Source organism: Streptomyces sp. NPDC031554 (genome assembly GCF_055580685.1).
Map to the genome: position 1 here is coordinate 43,667 of NZ_JBVIKX010000019.1, position 24,861 is coordinate 68,527.

A 24,861-nucleotide genomic window follows, 5' to 3' on the forward strand; every position below is an offset into this window, starting at 1 on the left:
CCCGAGCGGCGCCCGCCGGACGGTTCTCGCGCGGGGCCCGTCCGACGCCCGGAAGGCGCGTCCCGGGGAGCCCGCCTATCGTGGGCCGGGGCACCGGTCCCCGGTCCGCTGCGAGGCGTCTGGGAGGCATTGATGCTGGTCAAGCTGTCGACGCGACCCGCACTGCGACGCGGCGCGCTCGCCGCCGTCGCCACCTTGGCCCTGCTCGTCCCGGCGCTGCCCACGGCGACCACGGACCCGGACGGCGGCCGTACGGCGGACCTGTCCCGGTTCCACGACCAGAAGATCAGGTGGACGAAGTGCACGGGCGACGGCATGCCCGACGACCTCCAGTGCGCCGAGGCGACCGTCCCCGTCGACTACGCGCGCCCCGACGGCGCCACCCTGGACCTGGCGCTCGCCCGGTACCGCGCCACCGGCGACAAGCGCGGGTCCGTCCTGCTGAACTTCGGCGGCCCCGGTGGCCCGGGTGTTCCCGGACTCGCTTACGGCGGCAAGGAGTTCATGGACCTCACCGACGGCTACGACGTGGTGACCTTCGACCCGCGGGGGGTCGGCCGTTCCTCCCCGGTCAGCTGCGGGGGCGCCAAGAACGACGCGTACGCGGCCCTGGATAACGCCCCGGAGGCCCTCGGTGATCCGCAGGAGCTGCTGGCACGGCTGAAGAAGGCCGCCGCCGCGTGCGCAGAGCACTCCGGTCCGGTCCTGCCGCACATCGGCACGGTGGACGCGGCGCGGGACATGGACGTGATCCGCGCGGCCCTCGGCGACGAGAAGCTCAACTACCTGGGCTTCTCCTACGGCACCCGGCTCGGCGCGGTGTACGCCGCCCAGTTCCCCCACCGGGTGGGACGGCTCGTCCTGGACGGCGTGGACACGCTCACCGAGCCGCTCGCCGAACAGGGCGTCGCGAGCGCCCGGGGCCAGCAGGTGGCGCTGGACGACTTCGTGGACTGGTGCGTGAAGGACATCGCCTGTCCGTTCGGACAGGACGCGCGCACCGCCCGCGAGGAGGTGCTGCGGCTCGTCCGGTCCATGGACGAGGACCCGGTGCCGACCGACTTCGGCGAGGCGTTCACCGGGCAGGACCTGGTGGGCGCCCTCGGACAGGGGCTGTACAGCAAGGAGTTGTGGCCGTCCCTGGAGCGGGCGCTGGCACAGCTCGTCGAGAACGGGGACACCAGCGGCGTCATGGCGTTCGCGACCGGCGGCCTGTCCCCGCCGGTGCGCGGTCCGGGGAACCCGGGGAACGGGGACCCGGGAGACGGCGACCCGAGCGGGGGGCTGGTCGACGAGGAGGAGATCCCCCTGGACAACCTGCCGGCGGCGCTGATGGCGATCAACTGCGCCGACGACCCCGACCGCCCCACCGCCGAGCGGATCACCGCCGACCTGAAGCGGCTGCGCGCCGACTACGAGGAGGCGTCGCCGGTCTTCGGGCGGTACCGGCTCACCCAGGTCCTGATGTGCTACGGCCGCCCCCCGGGCACGGACTACATACGCGACGAGGTGAAGGACCTCGACACCCCGAAGATGCTGCTGGTCGGCACCCGCGGGGACCCGGCGACGCCGTACCACTGGACCCTGGAGACGGCGGAGCGGCTCGGGCCGTCGGCCGTGGTGCTGGACAACCGCGCCGAGGGGCACACGGGGTACGGCTCGTCGAAGTGCGTGCACCGCAAGGTCGACGACTTCCTCCTGTACGGCTCCCTCCCGCCGAGCGGCAGCTCCTGCGGGGCCGACGAGGACGACTGAGTGGGCCGCCACCTGCCCCTGCTGCTGGCCGCCGTCGGCGCGGTGGGCGCGGTGCTCGCCGCGTGCGCCGGTCCGGCGTGGTGGTGGTCGGCGGCCGGGCCGCTGCTGCTGCTCACCTGTGTGGGCGTCCGCGACCTGATGCAGCGCCGGGACTCGCTGCTGCGGGCGTACCCCCTCACGGGGCGGCTGCCGTGGGTGCCCCGGCGCGGCGGCGCCGAACCGGCCGGCGCCGGGGACGAGTTCCTGGTGTCGTCGCTCGGCCCGGTCGAACCGCCCGAGGAGACGCCCGTGGTGCGGGTGGGCGGCCCCGACTGCCGGCTGCCGTACGACATGGCGCTGCTGAACGTGTCCGCGATGAGCTTCGGGGCGCTCTCGTCCCGGGCGGTGCGGGCCCTCAACCGGGGCGCCGCGCTGGGCGGGTTCGCGCAGGACACGGGCGAGGGCGGGCTGACCGAGCACCATCTGCGCGGCGGCGGCGACCTGGTCTGGGAGATCGGGACGGGCTACTTCGGCTGCCGGACCGACGACGGGGGTTTCGACGCGCGGGAGTTCGCGGACAAGGCGGCGCTGCCCGAGGTGCGGTGCGTGTCGCTGAAGCTGTCGCAGGGGGCCGTGCCGGGCGGCGGCGCGCTGCTGCCGGGCGCGAAGGTGAGCGCCCCGGTCGCGCGGGAGCGCAAGGTGCCGGTGGGCGAACCGGTGGTGTCGCCGCCGGGGCACCGGGAGTTCGCCACGCCGCGGGAGCTGGTGCTGTTCCTGGCGCGGCTGCGGGAGCTGGCGGGCGGCAAGCCGACCGGTCTCAAGCTGTGCGTGGGCTCGCGCCGGGAGTTCCTCTCGGTGTGCCGGGCGATGGTCGCGGAGGGCGTCGCGCCCGACTTCGTGGTGGTGGACGGGTCGGAGGGCGGCTCCGGCGCGGCGCCGCCGTACGCCGGCGAGGTCGGGCTGCCGCTCACCGAGGGGCTGATCACCGTGCACAACGCGCTGGTCGGCGCGGGGCTGCGGGACCGGGTCCGGATCGGGGCGAGCGGCCGGGTGGCCACGGGCACGGACGTGGTCCGGCGGCTCGCCCAGGGCGCCGACTTCACCAACGCGGCGCGCGCGATGATGCGGGCCGTCGGCTGTGTGCGGACCGGCCGGTGCGCCGCCGGCACCTGCCCGGTCGGCGTCGCGACGCAGGACCCGCTGCGGACGCGCGCCCTGGACGTGGCCGACAAGGCCCGGCGGGTGCACCGCTACCAGCGCGAGACGGTCCGCGACGCCGTGCGGGTCATGGCCGCGCTGGGCGTCCGGGAACCGGCCGGGCTCACACCCGCCCATCTGGTGCGGCGGACGGCGCCGGGGACGCTCCGGTCCTACGCGGAGCTGTACGAGTGGCTGGAGCCGGGAGCGCTGCTGTCCGGGCCGCCGGAGTCCTGGGCGGCGGACTGGAAGGCGGCGGACCCGGACGCTTTCGGCTAGGGCGTGGCCACCGGTTCAGCCGGCGGTGGCCGTCGGGGCCGGCGGGACGGTCACGGGCGGGACGGTCACGAAGGCGTCGATGGCCGCGGTCAGTTCGGCCGGCTTCTCCAGGGGCAGTTCGTGGCCCGCGTCGAGGATGCGGACGGTGGCGTCCGGGCAGGCCTTCGCCAGCCGCAGCATCTGCTTCACCGGGAGCTGGGCGTCGTGGTAGCCGTGGACCATCAGGGTCGGCGTGCGGATCTCCGCGGCCCGGTCCAGGACGTCGAACGCCCGCATGGCCCCGTACAGGGTCATGACCACCTCGCGCGGGGTGTCCGCGGAGGACCTGACACAGGCGCGGACCTCCTCGCGCGGGTGGCCGGGCGCGAAGGCGCGCTGGATGTTGGCGGCGACGAACAGCTTGTACGGCACGAGGGTGGAGGCGGCCATCAGCAGGCCCCTGCCCCGGTTGTACGTCATCCGGCCGATGGAGTTCACCAGCACCAGGCGTTCGACGCGCTCGGGAGTGTCGAGGGCGACGGTCTGCGCGATCATGCCGCCCATGGAGTGGCCGATCAGCACGAACCGCCCGACCTCCAGGTGGTCGAGGAGGGCGAGGACGTCGTCCGCCAGGTGCCGGATCGTCCGCACGCCCGCCCCGGTGCTGTCGCCGTGCCCGCGCAGATCGAGCCGGATCACCCTGCGCGACGCCGAGAAGTGCGCCGTCTGGTGGTCCCAGCGGTGCCGGTTCGCCGTCCAGCCGTGGACGAACACCAGGGGCACCCCGCCGCCGTCGCGGGGTCCCTCGTCGTCGTACGTCAGTGCTGCGCCGTCGACTTCGAGCTGCGGCATGGGCGTCTCCCCGCGGGTGCGTCCGGTCCTCCGGTTACTGACGCGTACCGTAACCGGCCGACGGGGGCGGCGTCACCGTCGGCCCCCGGGGGAGCCGGGGACGGGCCCGGAACCGGCGGGGGCGGCGTTCCGGCCGGGGGCGCGTCCGGGTGGCCGGGCCCCGCCCGGCCTCCCGGCGAACTCGGGAGACCCCGCCCCGCATTACCCCGTTCCGTTGCCCCAAATGCCGTACCTCCGATTCGGCCCTATCGTGCTCGTATGGAGCACGAACTGAGCCCCGCGACCCTCTCCGAACTGCGCCGCCCGCGGCCCTACCCCGCGGTGTCCGTGCTGACGCCGACGCATCGCCGCGAGCCCTACAACAGCCAGGACCGGGTCCGGCTGCGCAATGTCGTGGCCGAGGCCAAGAAGCAGCTGGAGGCCGATCCGGCGGTCACCCGGGAACGGCGCGCGGACGTGGCGGAACAACTCGACCGGGCCCTCGCGGAGGTCGACCTGACGTACACCGAGGACGGCCTGGCGATCTTCGCCGCACCGGGTGAGCACCAGGTGTGGTCGCTGGGCCGCCCCGTCCCGGAACGCGTCGTCCTCTCGGACACCTTCCTCACCCGCAACCTCGTCTCGGCGCAGGCCGCCGAGCGGCCGTTCTGGGTGCTGTCGCTCTCCGCCGACCGCGTCACCCTGTGGAACGGCGGCGCCGGCCGGGTCACCGAGGAGAACTCCCACGGCTTCCCGCTGGTCAGGAACCGGGAGAACTTCGACGCCGAGCGGATGGAACGCACCGGCGACCTGCCCAGCACCTTCCGCGACGAGGACACCCGCCGCTTCCTGCGCGACGCCGACACCGCCATGGGCCGGCTGCTGCGCGAGGCCCCGCGCCGGCTCTACGTCACCGGCGAGACGGCGGCGCTCTCCCTCCTGGAGGAGATCGGCGGAGGCACCCGCGACGCCGTGCACGTGCCGCACGGCGGTCTCACCAACGCCACCCCGGAGACGGTGTGGGAGGCGGTCCGTCCGGTGCACGAGGCCGAGGCCCACCGGGACACCACCGCCGTGGCGGAGGAACTGGACTCCGCCCGCGGCCGGCGCACCTTCGCGGCCGGGGTCGACGAGCTGTGGCAGAACGCCCGCGAGGGCCGGGTCCGCCTGCTCGCCGTGGAGGAGAACTACCGCGTCACCGTCCGCGACGACGGCGAGCACCTGATCCCGGCCGAGAGCGGCGACCTCGACTCCCGCGACGACATCGTGGACGAGATCGTCGAGCAGTGCCTGGAGACGGGCGCCGAGGTCCGCTTCGTCCCGGACGGCACCCTGACCGACGCCGACGGCATCGCGGGCGTGCTGCGCTACTGAGACCCCTCACCCGGTCGGCGTACGCTACGCGTGATCGTCGGCCGGGAGGAGCGCGTGCGTGGGTGAACTGCTGGGCGTGGCGGTGCTGGGTGCCGGGCACATGGGCGCCGACCACATACGCCGTCTCGACCGCGTGGTGAGCGGAGCCAGGGTCGCCGCCGTGGCCGATCCGGACGCCGACCGTGCGCGGGAGGCCGTCGCCGGTGTCGAGGGGGCCTCGGTGCACACCGCGGCCGAGGCCGCGCTCGACGCGCCCGGCGTGGAGGCCGTCCTGATCGCCTCGCCGGGTCCCGCGCACGAGGAGGCGCTGCTGGCGGCGTTCGCCCGCGGCCTTCCGGTGCTGTGCGAGAAGCCCATGGTGCCGGACCCGGCCGGGGCGCTGCGGGTGCTGGAGGCGGAGGCCCGGCTCGGCCGGCGGCTCGCCCAGATCGGGTTCATGCGGCGCTACGACGCCGGGTACCGCGGGCTCAGGAGGCTGCTGGCGGACGGGCGGCTCGGCCGGCCCCTGATGCTGCACTGCACCCACCGCAACGTCTCCTCGCCGCCCGGTTTCACCAGCGCCATGCTGATCGACAGCTCGGTGTCGCACGAGATCGACGCGGCCCGCTGGCTGCTCGGCCAGGAGCTGACCGCGGTCACGGTGCTGCGGCCCCGGCCGTCGTCCGGCGCCCCGCAGGGCCTGCTGGATCCCCAGTTCGTGGTCTTCGAGACCGACGGCGGCGCCCTGGTCGACGTGGAGGTCTTCGTGAACTGCGGCTTCGGCTACCAGGTGCGGTGCGAGGCCGTGTGCGAGGCGGGCAGCGCGCGCGTCGGCGACGACCACGGGCCGCTGGTCACCGCGCGCGGTTCGGCCGGCACGGACGTGCCGCAGGACTATCTCGTCCGGTTCGCCGACGCCTACGACCGCGAGGTGCAGGCCTGGGTGGACGCCGCCCGGCGGGGCCGGGTCACCGGCCCGACCGCCTGGGACGGTTACGCGGCCTCCGTCGTCGCCGATGCCGGGGTGCGGGCACTCGACGCGAGCACGGCCGGTACGGCCGGCACGCGCGTGGCCGTCGACCTCGCCCCGCGCCCGGCCCTGTACGGCTGACGCCGGGGCGGTCTCACACGTTGCCGAGCAGGGCGTGCAGGCCCTCCTCGACGGCCGCGCCGACGTCCTCCCGGCCCGCGGGGACCACGGCGTGGCTGCGCAGCAGGAAGCGGCGCAGCGCGGCCGTGTCGAACTGCAGCAGGGCGAGCCCGAACGGCGAGTGGAACTCCACGACCGTGCGGAACCGGCCGCACGGCCAGATGTGCACGTCACCGTCGCCGGCCGGTCCCTCCAGTCCCTCCTCCAGCAGCGCGCGGCCGAACGTCCAGGTGACCGCCTCGCCCTGGAGGGAGACCTCCGGCGGGAAGTCGAGGTGCACGGCGAGGGGGTCGGCGGAGGTGTAGCGCAGCGTCGTGGGGACGGGCAGTTCCCGCTCCTCGGCGGTGACGAGCCGGGCGCGGGCGGGCTGTTCGACGGTGACGTGGACGGGATCCATGGGCGGTCTCCGCGGCGGTGAGTGGTCGGCCGTTTCCGGTGTGTGCTTGTAGGACTTCGCTGAGGCCGATCGCATTACGGGAAAGCCGCGTGAATTATTGTGACCTGCGTCACGGGACCCCCGCCCGTCGCCGTTTCCCGGCCCCCACGCGGAACACGCGACCGTCGAACACCCGGGTGATCACCTCCGCGTGCCCCCCGGAAGTCACTCAAGTCGCGTACGCCGTCTACGTCCCGACCCCGTGGCGGCGTACGTCATCGGCACCCTCCGAGCTGCCGTTGAAGACGGTGGCATATGCCGGACGCATCACCGGATCGTGTGTTGCCAAATCCCTTACACCGCGTCGCGGGCTGTGCCACAGTCGTAACGGCCCCTTCGTCAGTGCGGCCGCCCCGTCCCCCATCGGAGTGCGTCATGCCGTCCCCTCTCTCCGCGGACCGTCCCGCCGCCCGGCCGCCGGGACGCGGCCGGGTCGACGCGCTGATCACGCAGGCGCGACGCCTCAAGGGCGACGTGGACGCCGTGCGGGAGGACGCGCAGGACGACGCCTCGGACCCGCGGGGACGCTGGCAGCGCGCGCTGTGCGACCTGGCACTGCACCAGCTCGAGGACCTCGACGCGCACCTGGCGCAGCTGCGGGACGGCCCGCCGCCCCCCGCCCCGTTCGAGTCCGCGCTCGGCCGGGTCGGCAGCGCGGAGTGGAACCTGCTGACCGACGAGGCCGTCTGGTCCCCGGAGCTGTACGGCATCGTCGGCCGCGACCCCGCCGCCCCGCCGCTCACCCTCGACGAACTCCCGTCCCTCGTCCTCGACGAGGACCGCCCGCACCTGACCGCCATGGTCACCGGCTGCCTCGTCGACGCCGCCCCCATCGACGGCGAGTTCCGGATCGTCCGGCCGGACGGCGAGGTCAGGACCGTGCACATGATGGGCGAGCCCGTGCTCGACGCCCGCGGCGGCACCACCTCGATGTGGGCCGTGGTGCGGGACGTCAGCGAACTGCGCCGCAGCCGGCGGGCGGTGCGCGCCACCCGTGACTCGCTCCACCTGCGACGGCACCCGGCGCCGGCCGCGCACCGGCCCGCGGCCGGGCCGCCGGAGATCGCGCCGCCGGAGACCGCGCCGCCCTCCCCGCACGGCTCCCCGCGGCTCCCGCGCACCACCGGCACCCTCGACATCGCCGCCCGGCACCTGCCCGCCACGACGGGTTCCCCGGTCGACGGCGGCTGGTGCGACGTCCTGGAACTACCGGACGGCGACACCCTGTTGGGCACCGGCACACTCACCGGGCACGGACCGGACACCACCGCCACCCCGGCGACGACGCTCGGCGCCCTGCGCGGCATGGCGATGTCCGGCGCCGGCCCGGACCGACTGCTGTCCTGGCTCGGCCGGTTGCTGAGCGCCGACGACCCGCCGGTCCGGTGCTCCACCGTGTACTGCCGCTACCGGCCCACGACCCGCACCCTGGCGTGGGCACGGGCCGGACACCCCGCCCCGCTGCTGTTCCGCGCCGGGAGGGGGCGCCGGCTGGACGCACCGGACGGCGCCCCGCCCGGCAGTGCCCCCCGGCGGGGCGAGGCGGCCCTGCGGGAGGGCGACGTGCTCGTGCTGCACACCGGCGGGCCGGCCCCCGACGGCACCGATCGCCTCCTGGCACTGGCCCCCCGCCTCGCCGACCTGCGCACGGCACAGGACTGTGCCCGGCTGATCGCGCGGGAGTGCGGCGACGGCGCCCGCGTGCTCGTCGCCCGGGTCACCCGATGAGCCGACGGACCGGCGACTCCCCTATGCCCGAGCGGTGTTGTTCCTGCCTCCCCTCGGCTTCGGCAGCGCCTGCCGGATCTCCTCGCGCAGTTCGCTGATCCGCGGGTAGTTCGCGTACTCGGCGGTGAGCCGGTACATCTCGCGCAGCCTGTCCCAGGTGCGCCGGGAGGAGTTCGACCCCATCGACATCAGGGCCAACCGCGCGTACCGGTCCGCCTGTTCGGGGTCGTCCGCGATGAAGCAGGCCGAGGCCATGGACAGGTGGTCGAAGATCTTCGACCGCTCCCGCCCGTCGACGCGCAGGGCGAGGGCCTTCTCCGCGTAGTACTGGGCGTGCACGGCCGCCCCCGGCTCGAACTCGGCGAGCGTGCGGTAGGCCAGGGCCTGCATGCCGTACAGGTCCTCGTCCTTGAAGGTCTGCATCCAGGACGGTGTCTGCGCGTCGATCCGGCCGGAGACGAACAGGTCCTCCGCCTGCCCGAGCGTGCGGCGCATGGCCTGCCCCTTGCCCATCGAGGCCTGGGCCCAGGCCTCGACGGTGTGGAACATCGCCCGCGTCCGCGGCAGCACCGCGTCACCGGAGCCGGACTGGGCGAGCTTCATCAGGTCCAGGGCCTCGTCGGGCCGGCCCAGGTGCACCATCTGACGGGCCGCCCTGGACAGGGCCTCCCCCGCCCGGGGCCGGTCGCCGCCCTCCCGCGCGGCATGGGCGGCGATCACGAAGTACTTCTGGGCCGTGGGTTCGAGGCCGACGTCGTGCGACATCCAGCCCGCGAGCACGGCGAGGTTGGCGGCGACGCCCCACAGGCGCCGCTGGAGATGGGACGGGTGACGGTAGGCGAGCATGCCGCCCACCTCGTTGAGCTGGCCCACCACGGCCTTGCGCTGGAGTCCGCCGCCACGGGCGGCGTCCCAGGCCCGGAACACCTCCACCGAGCGCTCCAGTTCGTCGACCTCCTCCGTACCGACGGGGGCGGCCTCGTAACGGTCGAAGCCGGCGGAGTCGGCGTGCAGGAGGGGGTGATCGACGACGGAGGTGTCGGCGGAGAGGGGGGAGAGGGTGGGGTCGGTGTGCAGCCAGTCGTACATGGCTGTGCTGAGTGCTGATCCCGCGGCGAGCGCGGCACCCGCGCCCACCAAGCCGCGTCGGTTGAGCATGAGGTCCATTCCCGTGAATTCGGTGAGGACCGCGGCAGTCCGTTCGGGCGCCCACGGCACGCCGTCGGGGTGCTCCGCACTCCCGTCGCGTGGCCGTTTCCCCGCACGCCCGTGCCGGACCAGACCGAGGTCCTCGATGGTCACGACACGGCCGAGACGCTCGGTGAACAGGGCAGCCAGCACCCGCGGCACGGGATCGCGCGGGATCTCTCCCATGTCGATCCACCGCCGCACCCGGGAGGTGTCGGTCGACAGCTGGGGGTGGCCCATGGCCGCCGCCTGCCGGTTGACCAGCCTCGCGAGTTCCCCTTTGGACCAGCCGGCCAGGCCGAACAGGTCCGCCAGGCGGGTGTTGGGTTGTCCGCTCACGTAAGCCCCCAGGTTCTCGGCTGAGTTGACAGTAGCCCCGCGCAAGTTGCCGGGCGACTATTCGCCAGGGTTCGCCAGGGTGCGCCAGATGGTGTGCCACTGGGCGACAGGTGTCAGGTAGGAGTGCGCCATCCCGACCCGGTCGCCGAGGGACATTCCCCAGGGTGCACCCGGGAGGCCGGGCCGGGCGGCGCGTCGACGCAGCAGGCACACGAAGGGATCTGTTTCGCCCATGTACGCAGCATCGTCCTCCGTGTCCGCCCCGCCCCGGTCGCCGCACTCCCGCCCGGGCGGCGGCGGCCCCTACCTCGACCCCCTCCGGCCGGCACCTCCCGTGCTCGGCGCGGGCCGCGGCGCCCGGCGCCCCGCGGGGCTCGGCACGCAGCCCCTCAGCGGGAGACTCGACCTGTCCGGCCCGCAGGGCGCCCAACTGCGCACGGCGATCGCCTCGGTGCACCGGATCTGCCCGGAGTTCGCGCCCGTGCAGGTGCTGCGCCGCAACGGCCGCTCCGTGCTCCTGGTCGGCACGACCGGGCGCAGCACGGCCGTCGCCAAGTGTTTACTGGACCACTCCCCCGCGTGGGCGGAGCGGATCCGGCACGAAATAGCTGCGTACCGCACGTTCGTCCGGCACCGCCCCCCTGTGCGGGCGCCGAGACTGATCGCGGCGGACCCGGACAACTGCACCCTCGTCATCGAACGGACGCCGGGACGCGTGGCGGCCCTGCAGCGGCATCCCGTGGAGGCCCCGCCCCGCGCGGACGTCCGGGCGGCGCTCGGCGCGGTCTGCCGTCTCAACTCCTGGCGGCCCCCGGCCGGCACCTTCGACGCCCCGCTGGACTACGCGGCCCGGATCTCCCGCTACCACGAGCTGGGTCTGCTGACCGACCGGGACCTGGGGGACCTCCAGAAGCTGCTGCACGGCATCGCGACGACCGCGGGCCGGCAGGGCATGGGCCAGTTCTGCCACGGCGACGCCCTGCTGTCCAACATGCTCCTGTCGCCGGCCGGTCCCGTGCTGGTGGACTGGGAGCACGCGGGCTGGTACCTGCCGGGCTACGACCTGGCGACCCTGTGGGCCGTCCTCGGTGAGGCGCCGACGGCACGCCGCCAGATCAGCCAGATCGCCCAGTCGGCGGGCCCGGCCTCGCGCGACGCCTTCCTGGTCAACCTGATGCTGGTGCTGACCCGGGAGATCCGCACCTACGAGATGGCCGTGCAGCGTTCGATGCACGACGCGGCACCCGCGGCTCCAGGGCCCGCGGCCCACCCGGGCGCCGTGCCGTCCGGCGAGGAGCAGCGGTTGCTGCTGCGGCGGCTGCACGACGACTGCCAGATGGCCCGGCGGGCCGTCCGGGCGGCGGTCGGCACCCGCTGACCGGCTCCGCGCCGACGGCCCGGCACGGAGCGGCCCGTGCCGGTCCGCACCCGCCGGTCCGCCCCCGTCGAGGAGGGAGGTCCGTGGTGCGCCGCTGCTCCGGCGCACCACGGACCTTCGTGCGCCGGCCGTCCTCGCACCGGAGCCGTCGGTGTGCGCCGGTGACGGACCGCAGGCGGTGAAGCCACCCGCCACGAAACTCGCCCGGCCCTCGCTGACATGGGAGATCGGCCTGTTGTGGGCATGATTGACGGATCGTCGGCAGGCCGGTACCACGTAAGTCACGTCCGGCCCCGCACGCCCCGCCCCGCCCGCTCGTCCCAGGAGGCCGCATTGCGAGGATCCCTCACCCACCCAGGACCCGTGCGCACCCCCGGTGCCGCACGCGCCCGCAGAGCCGCCGGCGCCGTCGCCTCGGCGGCTCTGCTGTTCCCGCTGCTCGCCGCGTCCCCCGCACCGGGCGCCGCGGACCGGTCGGCGACGGGACTGCAGCAGGCGTTCGCCGCCGCGTCCGCCGCGTACGACGTGCCGCAGAGCGTGCTGCTGGGCGTCTCCTACCTCCAGTCCCGCTGGGACGCGCACGGCGGCGCGCCGAGCGTGACCGGCGGCTACGGTCCGATGCACCTCACGGACGCCCGCACCGCCCTGGCCACCGCCCCGCACCACAGCGAGGGCACGGAGGACCCGCGCGGCGACGACGCCCGCGCCGCCCTGCGCCCGAAGGCGGCCCTCCCGGCCGGCACCGGGATCCCGGCCCGCCTCAGGACGCTCCCCGAGGCCGCGGAGCTGACCGGACTGAGCCCCGGGGAACTGCGCACCGACCCGGCCGCCAACGTGGCCGGCGGCGCCGCCCTGCTCGCCGCCGCGCAGCGGGACCTGGGCGAGCCGCTGACCGACGATCCGGCCGACTGGTACGGCGCCGTGGCGCGTTTCTCCGGCGCCGACGACACCACGACGGCCGCCCGGTACGCCGACGACGTGTACGCCGTGATCCGCGCCGGTGAGGAGCGGACCACGGACGCCGGCCAGCGGGTGGCGCTGGCCGCGCGGCCGGGACTGGCGCCCGACACGGGGCAGCTGCGGCGGACCGGTCTGCGCGCGGCGGCCGCGGACGGCACCGAGTGCCCGGGGTCGGTGTCCTGCGAGTGGATCCCGGCGCCGTACGAACAGTTCGGCGACGACGACTACGGCAACCACGACCTGGGCGACCGCCCGGCGTCGCAGAGCATCAAGTACATCGTCGTGCACGACACCGAGGGCGGCTGGGAGGGGGTCCTGAACCTGGTCCAGGACCCCACCTACGTGTCCTGGCAGTACTCGCTGCGCTCCACCGACGGCCACATCGCCCAGCACGTGAAGGCGAAGGACGTGGCCTGGCACGCGGGCAACTGGTACGTCAACGCCACGTCGATCGGCCTGGAGCACGAGGGCTTCCTCGCCTTCCCGGACTCCTGGTACACCGAGGCGATGTACCGGTCGTCGGCGCGCCTGGTGACGTACCTGGCGAAGAAGTACGGCATCCCGCTGGACCGGCAGCACATCCTGGGGCACGACACCGTGCCCGGCCCGACCACGGCGACCGTGCCGGGCATGCACACCGACCCGGGACCGTACTGGGACTGGCGGCACTACTTCGAGCTGTTGGGCCGGCCCTTCGAGGCCACGGCCGGCAAGAAGGCCGGGGCGGTGACGATCCTGCCGGACCACTCCGCCAACCGGCCGGTGTACACCGGTTGCACGGCCGAGGGCGAGCCGTGCGCGGCGCACGGGTCGAGCGCGGTGCGGCTGTACTCCGACCACGACGAGAACTCCGCCCTGATCACGGACGTCGGCCTGGGCACGACCCCGACGACGGGCGTGAACGACATCTCCTCACGGGTCTCCACCGGCCAGCAGTACGCGGTCGCCGACCGCTTCGGCGACTGGACGGCGATCTGGTACCTGGGCCAGAAGGCCTGGTTCCGCAACCCCGCGGCGCGGCCGGCGGCCGTGCCCGCCAAGGCGCTGCTGGTGACCCCGAAGGACGGCGTGGAGAGCGTGCCGGTCTACGGGCGCGCCTACCCGGAGGCGGCGGCCTATCCGGCGGGCGTGCCCGTCCAGTCGGTGTCGCCGCTGCCGTACCGGCTGCCGGCGGGACAGAAGTACGTGGCCGGCGGCAAGGTGCCCGGCGAGTACTACTACGCGGTCGACTTCACCGCCGACTCGCACCGGGTGGTCGTCGGCGAGGACCTGTACTACGAGATCCAGTACGGCCACCGGGTGGCGTTCGTCCGGGCCGCGGACGTACGGGTGTCGACTCCGTAGGTCCGGTCAGCCCTGCTGGAAAAGCTCCGCCGGGAGCGGCTTCAGCAGGGCGTACAGGTCGTCGGTGATGGGGCGGTCCCAGGCGGCGATGGTCACCAGGACGTTGTCGCTGCGGTCGAACTGCACGCAGGAGATGCGGCTCTCGGAGAGCTTGAGGCGGCGCACGATGAGGAGGTTGTCGCCCTGCATCACCGGCATGTCCTCGGTGCCGACGACGGTCACCTCCTCCTCGTTCTCCAGCGCGAGCAGCAGTTGGGCCACCTCGAAGGGAACCTCGTCCCGGGCGACCTCGCGGGCCGGGGAGCCCTCGGGGAGGTTGCCGATGATCATCGCGGGGCCGCGGCCGCCGAAGAGGTCGTAGCGCAGGAAGACGCCCTGGCACGTGCCGTCGGGGGCGGGCAGCAGGCCGGCGCCGAGGTTGCCGGGCCAGTCGCCCGGGTCCATGGCCAGGACGTCGAAGTCGGGCCCGGCGGGCGTGGCGCTGCGGCGGCGGAGGAACGACATGGGGCCATGGTACGGGTACGGGGGGCGGTCGGCGTCCTGCGGCCGGTCGCCCGTCCGGAGCGGTCGCGCGCGGCCCCCGCCCGGGGGTGCGGGGCCTTTCGGGCTACGAGGCCTGCCTGTGGCGTTCGTGGTGGCGGGCCACCCGGGCGCGGTTCCCGCAGGACGGCCCGCACCACTCCTGGCGCGGGTGGTCCTTGAGGAAGTAGCGGACGCAGCGCGGGGCGTGGCAGGCGCGCAGGCGCTGCCGGTCCGGGCCGGCCAGGAAGGCGATCACGGCCTGGGCGAGGGCGGCGTCCAGGCCGTCGCCGCCCGGCACGGGCCGCCGGCCGGCACGCGGACCGGCGCCGTCGGTCCAGTGCAGGACGGGGACCGTGGGCAGCCGGGCGGCGGCCGTGTTGAGGCGGTGCAGGGCCTCGGCCACGGACAGCAGCCGGGCCGCGTCGGCGGGGCTCGGCGCGGCGGGGCGCACGGCGTGCGCGAACAGGGTCCGGACGGCGGCGCGCAGGTCGCGTACGGCGGTGAGGTCCCGGGCGTCGGCGGTGTAGCCCGGGTCGACCGCGAGGGCGTCGGCACGGGCGCGGACCCAGGCGGTGAGTCCCGCGGGGTCGGCGAGGTCGTCGGCGACCCCGCCGTGACCGTCGTGCCGGACGGTCAGCGCGAGGTCGAGGGCGAGGCGGCCGTAGGCGGGGAGCGCGTCCTGCATGCGGCCGATGATAGGCCGCCGGCGACGGCCGGCGGGGGTGGTCATTCCTCCGCGGGCCCCGGTGGCACCACCGCCACCGGGCTCGCCGCGTGCAGCAGGACGGCGTGGGTGACGGAGCCCAGCATGCGGGTGGGCGCGAGCAGGCGCCGGCGATGGCGGCCCACCACGACCGGTTCGGCGTCCCGGGAGGCGGCGACGAGCCGGCCGGCTCTTCCCGGTCGCATGTCCGGAAAACGAGGGATGACACCGCCGGTCCGGCCCGACGGGGGAATGATCCGGCCGTCGGGCCGGGCTCGGCGGCTCCCTGGACGGCCCGTCCCGCGGGCGGGCGGGGTCATGGAGCGGGCGGGGCGGCAGAACGGGCGGAGGCCCCGGCGGCCCGGCGCGGTCGGCCGCCCGGCGCGGCCGGCCGTCCTCAGGTCAGGTCGAACTCCCCCTCGCGCGCCCCCGACACGAACGCGCCCCACTCGGCGGGTGTGAAGATCAGGGAAGGGCTCTCGGGGCGGCCGCTGTTGCGCATCGCGACGAATCCCTCGACGAAGGCGATCTGGACATCACCCCGGCCCCGGCTGCTGGACCGCCACTCGGCGTTGCTGAGGTCCAGCTCCGGCTTGTCCCAGCTCGCGAGCGGCTGCTGCTGGATCGTGCTCTCGGCCACGTCCGTGCTCCTCCCGGTTCGTCGTCCGCGGTCAGCCTAGCGACCGGCTCCCGGCGCCGACAGAGCACGCGAGGGGGACCTTTCAGGACCGCGGCGGCACCGTCGGGGGAAGCCCGCGGGGAGAAGGACCCGGCTCGCCGCCATGGGCGTGCCCGAGGCTCCCGCGGGGCTGTTCCGCGGCGGCCGGAGGTGTCCCGTCACCGGCCAGGAAGGCCTCGACGCGGGCGGTGAACCACATCGGGTCGTCCAGCCACGGGTAGTGGGCGGCGCCGGGCTGTACGGCGAAAGCGGCGTTCGGGAAGGCGTCGGCGACGAGCCGGGCCGGTTCCGGACGGGGGCCGCCGTCCAGTTCGCCCGCGAGCACGAGCACCGGGGCGTCGACGCCGGCGAGGGCGGCCCGCAGGGCGGGCGGGTCGTAGGCGGCCGGGTCGTGGAAGCGGCCCTCCGCCTCCTCGTCGGTCTGCTCGTCCGTGGCGGCCGCGTGGGCGCGGGCGGTGTCGTCCCAGCGGCCGTAGAAGAAGGCGTCGACGGCCGTGAGGTCGGCGGCCTCACCGGCGGTCACCCAGGTCTCGAAGGTGGGGAAGGCCGTCGTGAACCACGGCTCGTCCGCGCGCAGCCGCGCCGCCGCCAGCCGTTCCGCGGGCTCGGCCGACCGGCCCAGGAGCCGCGGAACGACGGTCACGAGGACGAGCCGGGCCACGCGTCGGGGGTGGCGGGCCGCGTAGAGCAGGGCGAGGCTGCCGCCCGCCGAGTGGGCCAGGATGTCCATCCGTTCGAGGCCCAGATGGACACGGAGCGCCTCCACGTCCTCGACCTGCCGGTCGCAGCGGTACGTCGCCGGGTCGGCCGGGGCCGAGGAGGCGCCGGTGCCGCGCAGGTCGAGCAGGATCAGGCGGCGGTGGGCGGTGAGGCCGCCGAGGTCGCCGAGGTACTTCGAGGCCTGCATGGGGCCGCCGGGCAGGACGACGAGGGGTTCGCCCTCGCCCCGGACGTGGTGGGCGAGCGGGGTCCCGTCGGGTGCGGCGAAGATCGGCATGACCGGATCCTCGGCGCCGACCGGTCCGGGCGCAACGGGGTTCCGCGGGTCCCGGAAGTACGGCCCGGCCCCTTGCCTCACCGGCGTGCGTCTGGATCAATGGCCGGGGAGATGACGACCGAATGGTCGGTCGTCCGGACGGGCACGGTTGGCGAGGAGGCGTCCGTGGTGGATGCGAGGGACCTGTGGGACGAGGGCGAACGGCTCGGCCTGGACGCGCTGCGCGCCCTCCAGCTGGAGCGTCTGCGCGCCTCGTTGCGACACGCGTACGCCCATGTCCCCTTCTACCGGGAGGCGTTCGACAAGATGGGGGTCCACCCCGACGACTGCCGGGAACTCGCCGACCTCTCCCGGTTCCCGTTCACCACCAAGGCGGATCTGCGCGAGAACTACCCGTACGGGATGTTCGCCGTGCCGCGCGAGCGGATCCGGCGCGTCCACGCCTCCAGCGGCACCACCGGCCGCCCCACCGTCGTCGGGTACACGGAGAACGACCTGTCCCTGTGGGCCGACGTGGTGGCCCGCTCGATCCGGGCGGCGGGCGGACGCCCCGGCGACACGGTCCACGTGGCGTACGGCTACGGCCTGTTCACCGGCGGCCTCGGCGCCCACTACGGCGCCGAACGGCTCGGCTGCACGGTCGTCCCCGCCTCCGGCGGCATGACGTCGCGTCAGGTCCGGCTGATCCAGGACCTGAAGCCGGGGATCATCATGGTGACCCCGTCCTACATGCTCACACTGCTCGACGAGTTCGAGCGGCAGGGCGTCGATCCCCGCGGCACCTCCCTGCGAGTGGGGATCTTCGGCGCCGAGCCGTGGACGGAGGAGATGCGCCGGGAGATCGAGGAACGGTTCGCGATCGACGCGGTCGACATATACGGGCTGTCGGAGGTGATCGGCCCCGGCGTCGCCCAGGAGTGCGTGGAGACCAAGGACGGTCTGCACATCTGGGAGGACCACTTCTACCCGGAGGTCGTCGACCCGATCACCGGCGAGGTGCTGCCGGAGGGCGAGGAGGGCGAGCTGGTGTTCACCTCGCTCACCAAGGAGGCGATGCCCGTGGTGCGGTACCGGACCAGGGACCTGACCCGGCTGCTGCCGGGCACGGCACGGGAGTTCCGGCGGATGCGGAAGGTGACGGGCCGCAGTGACGACATGGTGATCCTGCGCGGGGTGAACCTCTTCCCCACCCAGATCGAGGAGATCGTGCTGCGCACCCCCGGTGTCGCCCCGCACTTCCAGCTGCGGCTGACCCGCGAGGGCCGTCTCGACGCCCTCACGGTCCGTGCCGAGGCCCGCCCCGACGCCTCGCCCCGGGACCGTGACGCGGCCGCCCGCTCGATCGCCGCGGCCGTGAAGGACGGGGTCGGGGTGTCGGTCGCCGTCGAGGTCGTGGACCCGGAGTCGCTGGAGCGGTCGGTGGGCAAGATCCGCCGGATCGTCGACCTGCGTCCGCACGGGTAGGCGCCCCGCGCGGACGGCGGCCGGGGCGGCGCGTCAGGCGCCGGAGAAGCGGTCGCGCAGCTCCCGTTTGAGGATCTTCCCGCTGGCGTTGCGCGGCAGTTCCTCCACGAACAGCACCCGCTTGGGCGCCTTGAACGCGGCAAGCCTCTCGCGGGCGTGGGCGACGAGTTCGTCCTCCGTGACCTCGCCGCGGGGGACGACGACCGCGGTGACGGCCTCGATCCACTTCTCGTCGGGCAGGCCGACCACGGCGGCCTCGGCGACGGCCTCGTGCGTGTAGAGGGCGTCCTCGACCTGCCGTGAGGCGACCAGCACACCACCGGAGTTGATGACGTCCTTCACCCGGTCGACGATCGTGAAGTAGCCGTGGGCGTCCCGTACGGCCAGGTCACCGGAGTGGAACCAGCCGTCGCGGAAGGCCTCGGCGGTCTCCTCGGGCTTGTCCCAGTAGCCCTCGCACAACTGCGGGGAACGGTAGACGATCTCGCCCGGCGTGCCGTCGGGCACCTCCTCGCCGTTCCCGTCGACCACCCGCGCGTCCACGAACAGGACGGTGCGCCCGCAGGAGTCCATGCGTCCCTTGTGCTCGTCGGGGGCGAGGACGGTGGCGAGGGGGCCGATCTCGCTCTGCCCGAAGCAGTTGTAGAAGGCGAGCCCGGGGAGGCGTTCGCGCAGCCGTTCCAGGACCGGCACCGGCATGACCGACGCCCCGTAGTACGCCTTGCGCAGTCCGCCGAGGTCGCGGGTGGCGAAGTCCGGCCGGCCGGCCAGGCCGATCCACACGGTGGGCGGGGCGAAGAGGCTGTCGACGCGGCCCGCCTCGATCAGGTCGAACAGGAGGTCGCCGTCGGGCGCGTCGAGGACGAGGTTGGTGGCACCCACCGCGAGGTACGGGAGCAGGAACACGTGCGTCTGCGCCGAGTGGTACATGGGCAGCGCGTGCGCGGGGCGGTCGCCGGCGCTCAGGTCGAGGGCGGTGATCGCGCTGAGGTACTCGTGGACCAGGGCGCGGTGCGTCATCATCGCGCCCTTGGGGAGGGCCGTCGTCCCGGAGGTGTAGAGGAGCTGGACCAGGTCCTCGGCGCGCGGCTCGGGACCGTCGTACGCGGGGGCGTCCGCCAGCAGGTCGAGCAGGGAGCCCTCGGCGTCGCGCAGCGGCAGGGTCCGTACGCCGTCGGGGAGGCGGCCGGCGAGGCCGGGGTCGGTGAGGACCAGGGTGCTGCCCGACTGGCCGACGATGTACGCGAGGTCGTCGCCGGTGAGGTTCTGGTTGACGGGCACGTGGACCAGGCCCGCGCGGGCGCAGGCCAGGAACGCGATGAGGTAGGCGTCGGAGTTGTGGCCGTAGGCGCCCACCCGGTCGCCGGGGGCGAGGCCCCGGCCGAGCAGGGTGCTCGCCGCGCGGGAGACCGCCTCGTCGAGTTCCCCGTAGGTCCAGGTGCGGTCGCGGTACTCCACCGCGACGCGGGCGGGAGTGCGTCGGGCGCTGCGGCGCAGCACCCCGTCGACGGTGCTGCCGTGTCCGGGCGTCATGGCACATGATCCTCGGCGGGCCGCCGGGGCAGGTCAAGCCCGGCGCGGCGGGGGCACGTCCTGACCGCGCCCGGTGCCGACGCGCCGTCCTGGCGCGGCGCGGACCCGCTGCCACGCTCGACCGCCCTTCCCCCGGCGGTGTCGTGAGGCACGACGCGCGTCCGCCCGAGGTGCCGTGCCCGGCCGCCGACCCGGTGGGCACTGTGCACAACCCTCGCCACCGGGGCTCCGGCCTTCGCCACCGCCTTCACCACCGCCGTCGCCACCGCCGTCGCGGAGGCGGCCGCCGGACCGCGCGCGGCGGGCGGCGCGCTCGACTCCCCGCCCGGCGAGCAGCGGTTCGTCGTCCGCGACGGCAGCCGTACCGGGGCGCCGGAGGGCGGGCCGGCCTCGGTCGTGGTGCGCCGGAGCGAGCCGGGACGCACGCCCCGGACGCCGGGGCATGGGGCGGGGGCCGGGGCGTGCTGCGGCGATCCGCCGGCCGCTGCCGGTGCCGTCGGCGGCCGGCACGGGCGGCGGCCGGCACGGGCGGCGGCCGGCACGGGCGGCCACGGTCTCGGGAAGGGCGTCGCGGGCCTCAGCCGGTGAGGTCCTCCAGGACCGCCATCGCCGCGTTGTGGCCCGGCACCCCGCTGACCCCGCCCCCGCGCACCGCGCCGGCTCCGCACAGCAGCACGTTGGCGTGCGCGGTCTCGACGCCCCAGCGTCCGACGCCGTCCCGGGCGTGCGGCCAGGCCAGGTCGCGGTGGAAGATGTGGCCGCCGGGCAGTCCGAGGTCGCGCTCCAGGTCCAGCGGGGTCCTCGCCTCGATGCAGGGGCGGCCGTCGGCGTCGGTGGCCAGGCAGTCGGCGAGCGGCTCGGCGAGGTGGGCGTCCAGTTGGGCGAGGGTGGCCGCGAGCAGTTCCCCGCGCACGGCGTCGTTGTCCCGTTCGAACAGCCGGGCGGGGGTGTGCAGGCCGAACAGGGTGAGGGTGTGGAAGCCCCGCCGGGCCAGGTCGGGGCCGAGGATCGTCGGGTCGGTCAGGGAGTGGCAGTAGATCTCCGACGGCGGGGCGGCGGGCAGGTCGCCGGCCGCGGCCTGGGCGTGGGCGGCGGCCAGTTGGGCGTAGCCCTCGGCGATGTGGAAGGTGCCGGCGAAGGCCTCGCGCGGGTCGACGCGGGTGTCGCGGAGCCGGGGCAGCCGGCTCAGCAGCATGTTCACCTTGAGCTGGGCTCCCTCGGCGGGGGCCGGCGGGACGTCCCGGGTGAGGGCGGCCAGTGCCTGCGGGGAGGCGTTGACGAGGACGTGCCGGGCGGCGGTGACGCCCTCGCCGTCGGCGGTGCGGTGGACCACCTCGGCGCCGCGGCCGTCGGTGTCGATCCGGACGGCCTCGTGGCCGGTGGCGAGGACGGCGCCCGCGCCGCGGGCCGCATCGGCGAGGGCGTCGGTGAGCGCCCCCATCCCTCCGACGGGCACGTCCCAGGCGCCGGTGCCGCCGCCGATCACGTGGTAGAGGAAGCAGCGGTTCTGCTTGAGGGAGGCGTCGTGGGCGTCGGCGAAGGTGCCGATCAGCGCGTCCGTCAGGACGACGCCCCGCACCAGGTCGTCCGCGAAGTGCTCCTCGACGGCGGCTCCGAGGGGCTCCTCGAAGATCATCCGCCAGGCCTCCTCGTCGTCGACGCGGCGGCGCAGTTCCTCGCGGGTGGGCAGCGGTTCGGTGAGCGTCGGGAAGACCCGTCCGGCGAGGCGCCCGGTCATGCCGTAGAAGCGCCGCCAGGCCGCGTACTCCCGCTCACCGCCGGTCAGCCGCGCGAACGCCTCGCGGGTGCGTGCCTCGCCGCCGCCCACGAGCAGCCCGGTCGGCCGCCCGTCGCGCTCCACGGGCGTGTACGAGGAGATGGTGCGCCCCCGGACCCGGAAGTCCAGCCCGAGATCCCGCACGATCTTCGACGGCAGCAGGCTGACCAGGTAGGAGTAGCGCGACAGCCGGGCGTCCACGCCGGCGAACGGCTGGGTGGAGACGGCGGCGCCCCCGGTGTGGTCCAGCCGCTCCAGCACCAGCACGGACCGCCCGGCCCGCGCCAGGTAGGCGGCGGCGACCAGCCCGTTGTGACCGCCTCCGACGATGACGACGTCGTAGGAACGACGTCCGGGGTCTCCCTCGTGTGCAGACATGGTCCTTCGTAACACGGGGCGATCAGGACCGGCCAGGGGCGGACCGCCGCCGACGCCGCACCCGTCGTCCGGCCGACGCCGCACCCAACGCCCGTCCGTCCCCCGGCCGGCGGCGGCCCGCCCCGGCGGTGGTTCCCGGTGCCCGGCCCACCGGGCGGCTCGGTCCGGCGCCGGACGCGCCCCGGAGCCGGGCCGGGCCGGGCCGGGCCGCGGCCCGCGGGACGCGCCGGGGCGGCAACCGCCACCGCGGACCCGCCGGGACGGCGCGCAGGACGGCGCTGGTGGCGCGCGACCGCCGCCCGTGACATTCCCGGGCGGCGGGGCGGGACCTCGTACGACGCGTGCGCGTACGGCGGCGGGGAGCCCGTGTGCCGGGTCCGCCACGTGCCGCTGCAGCACGGCGCGGGCCGGGCAGGAACGGAGCAGGCAGGAACGGAACAGGCCGGGCAGGGCCGGAGGGTGTCGGCGGGCGGCGCGGGAAGTCGTCCGGCGCGTGCGGGTCGTCCCGGCGGCGGGTGCGGGCCGCGCCTTCTCGAAGCAGGTGTGCCTCCCCACGCCCCGTCGGCGGGGACCGGCGGCCGGCCCCGGCTTCCGGGCCCGCCCCACGGGCGCGCCGGCCGGTCCTCTCAGGAGTGCGGGACGACGGCCACCGGGCAGCCGACGTGGTGGATCGCGGCGTGCGCGACGGGTCCGGTACGGGGGCCGACGGGGTGTTCGGCGACGCGGCGGCCGACGACGAGGAGGCCCGCTCCGGTCGCCGCCCGCACGAGCGCGCTCGACGCCCTGTCCTCCACCACCGTCTCCAGGACCTCCACGTCGGGGTACTTGTCGCGCCACACCTGGAGCGCGGCCTTGAGGAAGCCCAGCCATTCCTCGCCCTGCCAGGACTCCCGCACCAGGCCGATGTCGCCGGTGCCGAGGCCGACCGGGCCGGCCGTGTGCCAGGCGTGCACGGCGCGCAGGCGCGCGTCGCGGAGCCGGGCCGCCTCGAAGGCGAACCCGATGACCTCGTCGCAGGCCTCGCCGAGGTCGACGGCGAGCACGACGTCCCGGTGTCCGGTCTGCGTCGAGGCGCCCCCGTCGCGGGCCGGCAGGTGTTCGTCCGCCGCCTCCTCGTCCGCCCGCACGAGGACGACGGGGCACGCGGCCCTGGCGACCACGCCGAGCGCGACGGAGCCGACGAGGAACCCGGTGAAGCCGCTCAGTCCGCGTGAGCCGAGGACCAGCAGGCCGGACCGGTCCGCGACCGCGGTCAGGGCGGCGGTGGCCGGGCCCTCCACCTGCTCGTCGGTGAGGCGCACGCCGGGGCGTTCGGCGCGGACCCGCTCCTCCGCCTGTCGCAGCACGCGCCGGGCCAGATGCCGCCGGGCGGCGCCCGTGCCGTCGCCGTCCCGGTGCGGGGGCTGCCAGGCCAGGGCGTGCACCAGGTGCAGCGGCCGGTCCCGCCGGGCGGCCTCGCGGGCCGCCCACGCGGCGGCGGCCAGGCTCTCGGGGGATCCGTCGACTCCGACGGTCACGGGCAGCAGCATCTCCGCACCTCCCACATTCACTTCGTCTTCCGGTACCAGGGTCGCGCGGCGGGCGGCGCCGCGGCAGAGGCTGCCCGGTCCCCTCCGGGGGCCGTCCGGCCCTTTTCCGTGACGCTCCGTCGATCCGGGGCGAAGGGGCCCCGGTTCACGCCGGACGGGCGCGGGCGGAGGAGGGCGGGGCCGGCCGGCGGACCACGACGGCCGGGAACGCCACTGGTCCGGTGGCGTCCGCGCGGCGCGCGAGAACGCGGCGGGCCGGCCCCCTCGGCCGGCCCGCCGCGTCCGGTCCGCCGCGTCCCGCCTCCCCGGACTCCGGGAGGCCGGACGGCCGGTCGGGCGTCCCGCGGCGGAGGCGGGCGGCCCCCCGAGGACCGCCCGCCTCCGCGTGTCAGTCGTGCGGGACCACCGCCACCGGCGCGGAGGCGTGCTGCAGCACCGCGTGCGTCACCGGACCGATGCGCCCGCCGACCGGTGCCCGGCGCCTCTCGCGTCCGACGACGACCAGGGACGCGTCCCTCGACGCGTGCACGAGATGACGGCCGGCACCGCCGATGACGGCCTGCTCGCGCACCTCCACGTCCGGGAACTTGTCCTGCCACGGCCGCAGCACGTCGCTGAGTCCGTGTCGCGCGTCCTCCGCCGGTCCGGCCTCGAGTCCCGACTCCAGGACGGCGCCGTGGCCCTGGTCCACCGCCGGGTCCCAGCCGTGGACGACCCGCAGGCCCGTCGCGCGACGCCGGGCGGCCTCGAACGCGAACGCGACGACGGCGTCGGCCGGGCTCCGCGGGTCCAGTCCCAGCACGACCTCGCGGTAGGCGGTGGTGGTCGCGCCGGCCCCCGTGGCGTCCGGCAGGTGCTCGTCCTCGGGGCGGCCGTCGGCCCGCACGAGGACGACGGGGTGTCCGGCACGCGCCACCGTGGCGAGGGCGACGGAGCCGACCAGGAAGCCCGACACCGCGCCGAGGCGCCGGGAGCCGAGGACCAGCAGTTCGGTGTCCTCCTCGGCGGCCAGGAGGGCGGGGACCACCGGCTCCTCGGTCTGCCGGGTGGTGACCCGCAGGCCGGGGTGGCGCTCCACGAGCCGGGAGGCGGTCTCGCTCAACAGCCGGGTCGCCCACGCGCGTTGCGCGTCGAGCACGCCCGGTGCCGGAAGGTCCGCGAGCGGCGCGTAGAGAGGGCGCGGCGCCTCCCCGGCGTGCAGGAGGCACAGGGGTGTCTCTCGTTGCGCCGCCTCGCGAGCGGCCCAGTCGGCGGCGGCGAGGCTTTCGGGCGAGCCGTCGAGACCGACGGTGATGGCGAGCATGTACGGACCTCCTTCAGGGGTGCCCCCAGTCTGGCGGGCCGCGCCCGCGGACCGGCAGGGCCGGAGGTCCCCGTCGGCGG

Annotated in this window: 20 protein-coding genes and 1 pseudogene; 8 read left to right on the forward strand and 13 right to left on the reverse strand. The window is 75.3% G+C overall.

The genetic code is table 11. The features are described from left to right. Positions 1 to 132: 132 nt before the first annotated feature. Both ACZ5FU_RS33175 and ACZ5FU_RS33180 read left to right on the forward strand, forming a co-directional pair. The gene (locus ACZ5FU_RS33175) at positions 133 to 1,755 is read left to right on the forward strand and encodes an alpha/beta hydrolase (RefSeq protein ID WP_451530372.1); all 1,623 of its coding nucleotides are present in this window, start codon (positions 133 to 135) and stop codon (positions 1,753 to 1,755) included. Beyond that, positions 1,756 to 3,210, forward strand: a complete 1,455-nt coding sequence (locus ACZ5FU_RS33180) for a glutamate synthase-related protein (protein WP_451530373.1) — start codon at positions 1,756 to 1,758, stop codon at positions 3,208 to 3,210. Between the two features lie 15 nt (positions 3,211 to 3,225). On the opposite strand, the gene ACZ5FU_RS33185 is transcribed toward ACZ5FU_RS33180, so the two are convergent. Continuing rightward, the gene (locus ACZ5FU_RS33185; RefSeq protein ID WP_451530374.1) at positions 3,226 to 4,041 is read right to left on the reverse strand and encodes an alpha/beta fold hydrolase; all 816 of its coding nucleotides are present in this window, start codon (positions 4,039 to 4,041) and stop codon (positions 3,226 to 3,228) included. Positions 4,042 to 4,299: 258 nt separating this feature from the next. Here ACZ5FU_RS33185 and ACZ5FU_RS33190 point away from each other — a divergent pair, with 258 nt between their 5' ends. Both ACZ5FU_RS33190 and ACZ5FU_RS33195 read left to right on the forward strand, forming a co-directional pair. Then, positions 4,300 to 5,394, forward strand: coding sequence for a baeRF3 domain-containing protein (locus ACZ5FU_RS33190; protein ID WP_469047680.1), 1,095 nt, complete (start codon positions 4,300 to 4,302; stop codon positions 5,392 to 5,394). A 58-nt stretch (positions 5,395 to 5,452) separates the two neighbouring features. Next, positions 5,453 to 6,484: a Gfo/Idh/MocA family protein gene (locus ACZ5FU_RS33195; protein ID WP_469047682.1), complete on the forward strand. Its 1,032-nt coding sequence runs from the start codon at positions 5,453 to 5,455 to the stop codon at positions 6,482 to 6,484. 13 nt (positions 6,485 to 6,497) lie between these two features. On the opposite strand, the gene ACZ5FU_RS33200 is transcribed toward ACZ5FU_RS33195, so the two are convergent. Then, on the reverse strand, positions 6,498 to 6,920 hold the full coding sequence (locus tag ACZ5FU_RS33200; RefSeq protein ID WP_468839610.1) for an SsgA family sporulation/cell division regulator: 423 nt from the start codon (positions 6,918 to 6,920) through the stop codon (positions 6,498 to 6,500). 414 nt (positions 6,921 to 7,334) lie between these two features. Here ACZ5FU_RS33200 and ACZ5FU_RS33205 point away from each other — a divergent pair, with 414 nt between their 5' ends. Continuing rightward, complete coding sequence (locus ACZ5FU_RS33205; protein ID WP_469047683.1) at positions 7,335 to 8,687, forward strand: PP2C family protein-serine/threonine phosphatase; 1,353 nt, start codon at positions 7,335 to 7,337, stop codon at positions 8,685 to 8,687. A 21-nt stretch (positions 8,688 to 8,708) separates the two neighbouring features. Here ACZ5FU_RS33205 and ACZ5FU_RS33210 read toward each other — a convergent pair whose 3' ends face one another. Beyond that, a complete protein-coding gene (locus tag ACZ5FU_RS33210; RefSeq protein ID WP_469047684.1) occupies positions 8,709 to 10,214 on the reverse strand; it encodes a DNA-binding protein NsdB in 1,506 nt (501 codons plus the stop codon). A 57-nt stretch (positions 10,215 to 10,271) separates the two neighbouring features. Beyond that, the gene (locus tag ACZ5FU_RS33215; protein ID WP_469047685.1) at positions 10,272 to 10,448 is read right to left on the reverse strand and encodes a hypothetical protein; all 177 of its coding nucleotides are present in this window, start codon (positions 10,446 to 10,448) and stop codon (positions 10,272 to 10,274) included. On the opposite strand from ACZ5FU_RS33215, the gene ACZ5FU_RS33220 reads away from it, so the two are divergent. Both ACZ5FU_RS33220 and ACZ5FU_RS33225 read left to right on the forward strand, forming a co-directional pair. Beyond that, positions 10,447 to 11,592 (forward strand): aminoglycoside phosphotransferase family protein, encoded by a 1,146-nt coding sequence (locus ACZ5FU_RS33220; RefSeq protein ID WP_451530381.1) that lies wholly within the window; start codon positions 10,447 to 10,449, stop codon positions 11,590 to 11,592. The genes ACZ5FU_RS33215 and ACZ5FU_RS33220 overlap by 2 nt on opposite strands. 333 nt (positions 11,593 to 11,925) lie before the next feature. Then, entirely contained in the window at positions 11,926 to 13,896 is a 1,971-nt protein-coding gene (locus ACZ5FU_RS33225; protein ID WP_469047687.1) for an N-acetylmuramoyl-L-alanine amidase, read from the forward strand. 6 nt (positions 13,897 to 13,902) lie between these two features. On the opposite strand, the gene ACZ5FU_RS33230 is transcribed toward ACZ5FU_RS33225, so the two are convergent. The 5 genes and pseudogenes from ACZ5FU_RS33230 to ACZ5FU_RS33250 all read right to left on the reverse strand — a co-directional run bounded on the left by ACZ5FU_RS33230 (position 13,903) and on the right by ACZ5FU_RS33250 (position 16,797). Further along, a complete protein-coding gene (locus tag ACZ5FU_RS33230) occupies positions 13,903 to 14,400 on the reverse strand; it encodes a hypothetical protein (protein WP_401481367.1) in 498 nt (165 codons plus the stop codon). Positions 14,401 to 14,503: 103 nt separating this feature from the next. Further along, positions 14,504 to 15,103, reverse strand: a complete 600-nt coding sequence (locus ACZ5FU_RS33235; protein ID WP_451530383.1) for a CGNR zinc finger domain-containing protein — start codon at positions 15,101 to 15,103, stop codon at positions 14,504 to 14,506. Positions 15,104 to 15,144: 41 nt separating this feature from the next. Further along, positions 15,145 to 15,312: pseudogene (locus tag ACZ5FU_RS33240) on the reverse strand (universal stress protein); the annotation flags it as partial. Positions 15,313 to 15,518: 206 nt separating this feature from the next. After that, complete coding sequence (locus ACZ5FU_RS33245) at positions 15,519 to 15,761, reverse strand: DUF397 domain-containing protein (RefSeq protein WP_451530384.1); 243 nt, start codon at positions 15,759 to 15,761, stop codon at positions 15,519 to 15,521. 82 nt (positions 15,762 to 15,843) lie between these two features. Beyond that, a complete protein-coding gene (locus tag ACZ5FU_RS33250) occupies positions 15,844 to 16,797 on the reverse strand; it encodes an alpha/beta fold hydrolase (RefSeq protein WP_469047688.1) in 954 nt (317 codons plus the stop codon). 165 nt (positions 16,798 to 16,962) lie between these two features. Here ACZ5FU_RS33250 and paaK point away from each other — a divergent pair, with 165 nt between their 5' ends. Beyond that, entirely contained in the window at positions 16,963 to 18,261 is a 1,299-nt protein-coding gene (paaK, locus tag ACZ5FU_RS33255; RefSeq protein WP_469047689.1) for a phenylacetate--CoA ligase PaaK, read from the forward strand. Between the two features lie 33 nt (positions 18,262 to 18,294). Here the strand turns inward: paaK and ACZ5FU_RS33260 are convergent, their stop codons facing one another. From ACZ5FU_RS33260 to ACZ5FU_RS33275, 4 genes are all read right to left on the reverse strand, one after another. Continuing rightward, the gene (locus ACZ5FU_RS33260; protein ID WP_469047690.1) at positions 18,295 to 19,794 is read right to left on the reverse strand and encodes an acyl-CoA synthetase; all 1,500 of its coding nucleotides are present in this window, start codon (positions 19,792 to 19,794) and stop codon (positions 18,295 to 18,297) included. A 577-nt stretch (positions 19,795 to 20,371) separates the two neighbouring features. Beyond that, on the reverse strand, positions 20,372 to 21,949 hold the full coding sequence (locus ACZ5FU_RS33265; protein WP_468646470.1) for a phytoene desaturase family protein: 1,578 nt from the start codon (positions 21,947 to 21,949) through the stop codon (positions 20,372 to 20,374). A gap of 626 nt (positions 21,950 to 22,575) precedes the next feature. Continuing rightward, on the reverse strand, positions 22,576 to 23,478 hold the full coding sequence (locus tag ACZ5FU_RS33270) for a universal stress protein (RefSeq protein ID WP_469047692.1): 903 nt from the start codon (positions 23,476 to 23,478) through the stop codon (positions 22,576 to 22,578). A 388-nt stretch (positions 23,479 to 23,866) separates the two neighbouring features. Beyond that, positions 23,867 to 24,781: a universal stress protein gene (locus ACZ5FU_RS33275; protein WP_468646468.1), complete on the reverse strand. Its 915-nt coding sequence runs from the start codon at positions 24,779 to 24,781 to the stop codon at positions 23,867 to 23,869. Positions 24,782 to 24,861: the final 80 nt, after the last annotated feature.

Excerpts from the sequence above, each read along its gene's own strand:
- ACZ5FU_RS33175 (WP_451530372.1), top strand. The coding sequence starts at position 133 with ATGCTGGTCAAGCTGTCGACGCGACCCGCACTGCGACGCGGCGCGCTC.
- ACZ5FU_RS33185 (WP_451530374.1), bottom strand. The coding sequence starts at position 4,041 with ATGCCGCAGCTCGAAGTCGACGGCGCAGCACTGACGTACGACGACGAG.
- ACZ5FU_RS33190 (WP_469047680.1), top strand. The coding sequence starts at position 4,300 with ATGGAGCACGAACTGAGCCCCGCGACCCTCTCCGAACTGCGCCGCCCG.
- ACZ5FU_RS33200 (WP_468839610.1), bottom strand. The coding sequence starts at position 6,920 with ATGGATCCCGTCCACGTCACCGTCGAACAGCCCGCCCGCGCCCGGCTC.
- ACZ5FU_RS33205 (WP_469047683.1), top strand. The coding sequence starts at position 7,335 with ATGCCGTCCCCTCTCTCCGCGGACCGTCCCGCCGCCCGGCCGCCGGGA.
- ACZ5FU_RS33220 (WP_451530381.1), top strand. The coding sequence starts at position 10,447 with ATGTACGCAGCATCGTCCTCCGTGTCCGCCCCGCCCCGGTCGCCGCAC.
- ACZ5FU_RS33215 (WP_469047685.1), bottom strand. The coding sequence starts at position 10,448 with ATGGGCGAAACAGATCCCTTCGTGTGCCTGCTGCGTCGACGCGCCGCC.
- ACZ5FU_RS33230 (WP_401481367.1), bottom strand. The coding sequence starts at position 14,400 with ATGTCGTTCCTCCGCCGCCGCAGCGCCACGCCCGCCGGGCCCGACTTC.
- ACZ5FU_RS33235 (WP_451530383.1), bottom strand. The coding sequence starts at position 15,103 with ATGCAGGACGCGCTCCCCGCCTACGGCCGCCTCGCCCTCGACCTCGCG.
- ACZ5FU_RS33250 (WP_469047688.1), bottom strand. The coding sequence starts at position 16,797 with ATGCCGATCTTCGCCGCACCCGACGGGACCCCGCTCGCCCACCACGTC.
- ACZ5FU_RS33260 (WP_469047690.1), bottom strand. The coding sequence starts at position 19,794 with ATGACGCCCGGACACGGCAGCACCGTCGACGGGGTGCTGCGCCGCAGC.
- ACZ5FU_RS33265 (WP_468646470.1), bottom strand. The coding sequence starts at position 21,949 with ATGTCTGCACACGAGGGAGACCCCGGACGTCGTTCCTACGACGTCGTC.
- ACZ5FU_RS33270 (WP_469047692.1), bottom strand. The coding sequence starts at position 23,478 with ATGCTGCTGCCCGTGACCGTCGGAGTCGACGGATCCCCCGAGAGCCTG.
- ACZ5FU_RS33275 (WP_468646468.1), bottom strand. The coding sequence starts at position 24,781 with ATGCTCGCCATCACCGTCGGTCTCGACGGCTCGCCCGAAAGCCTCGCC.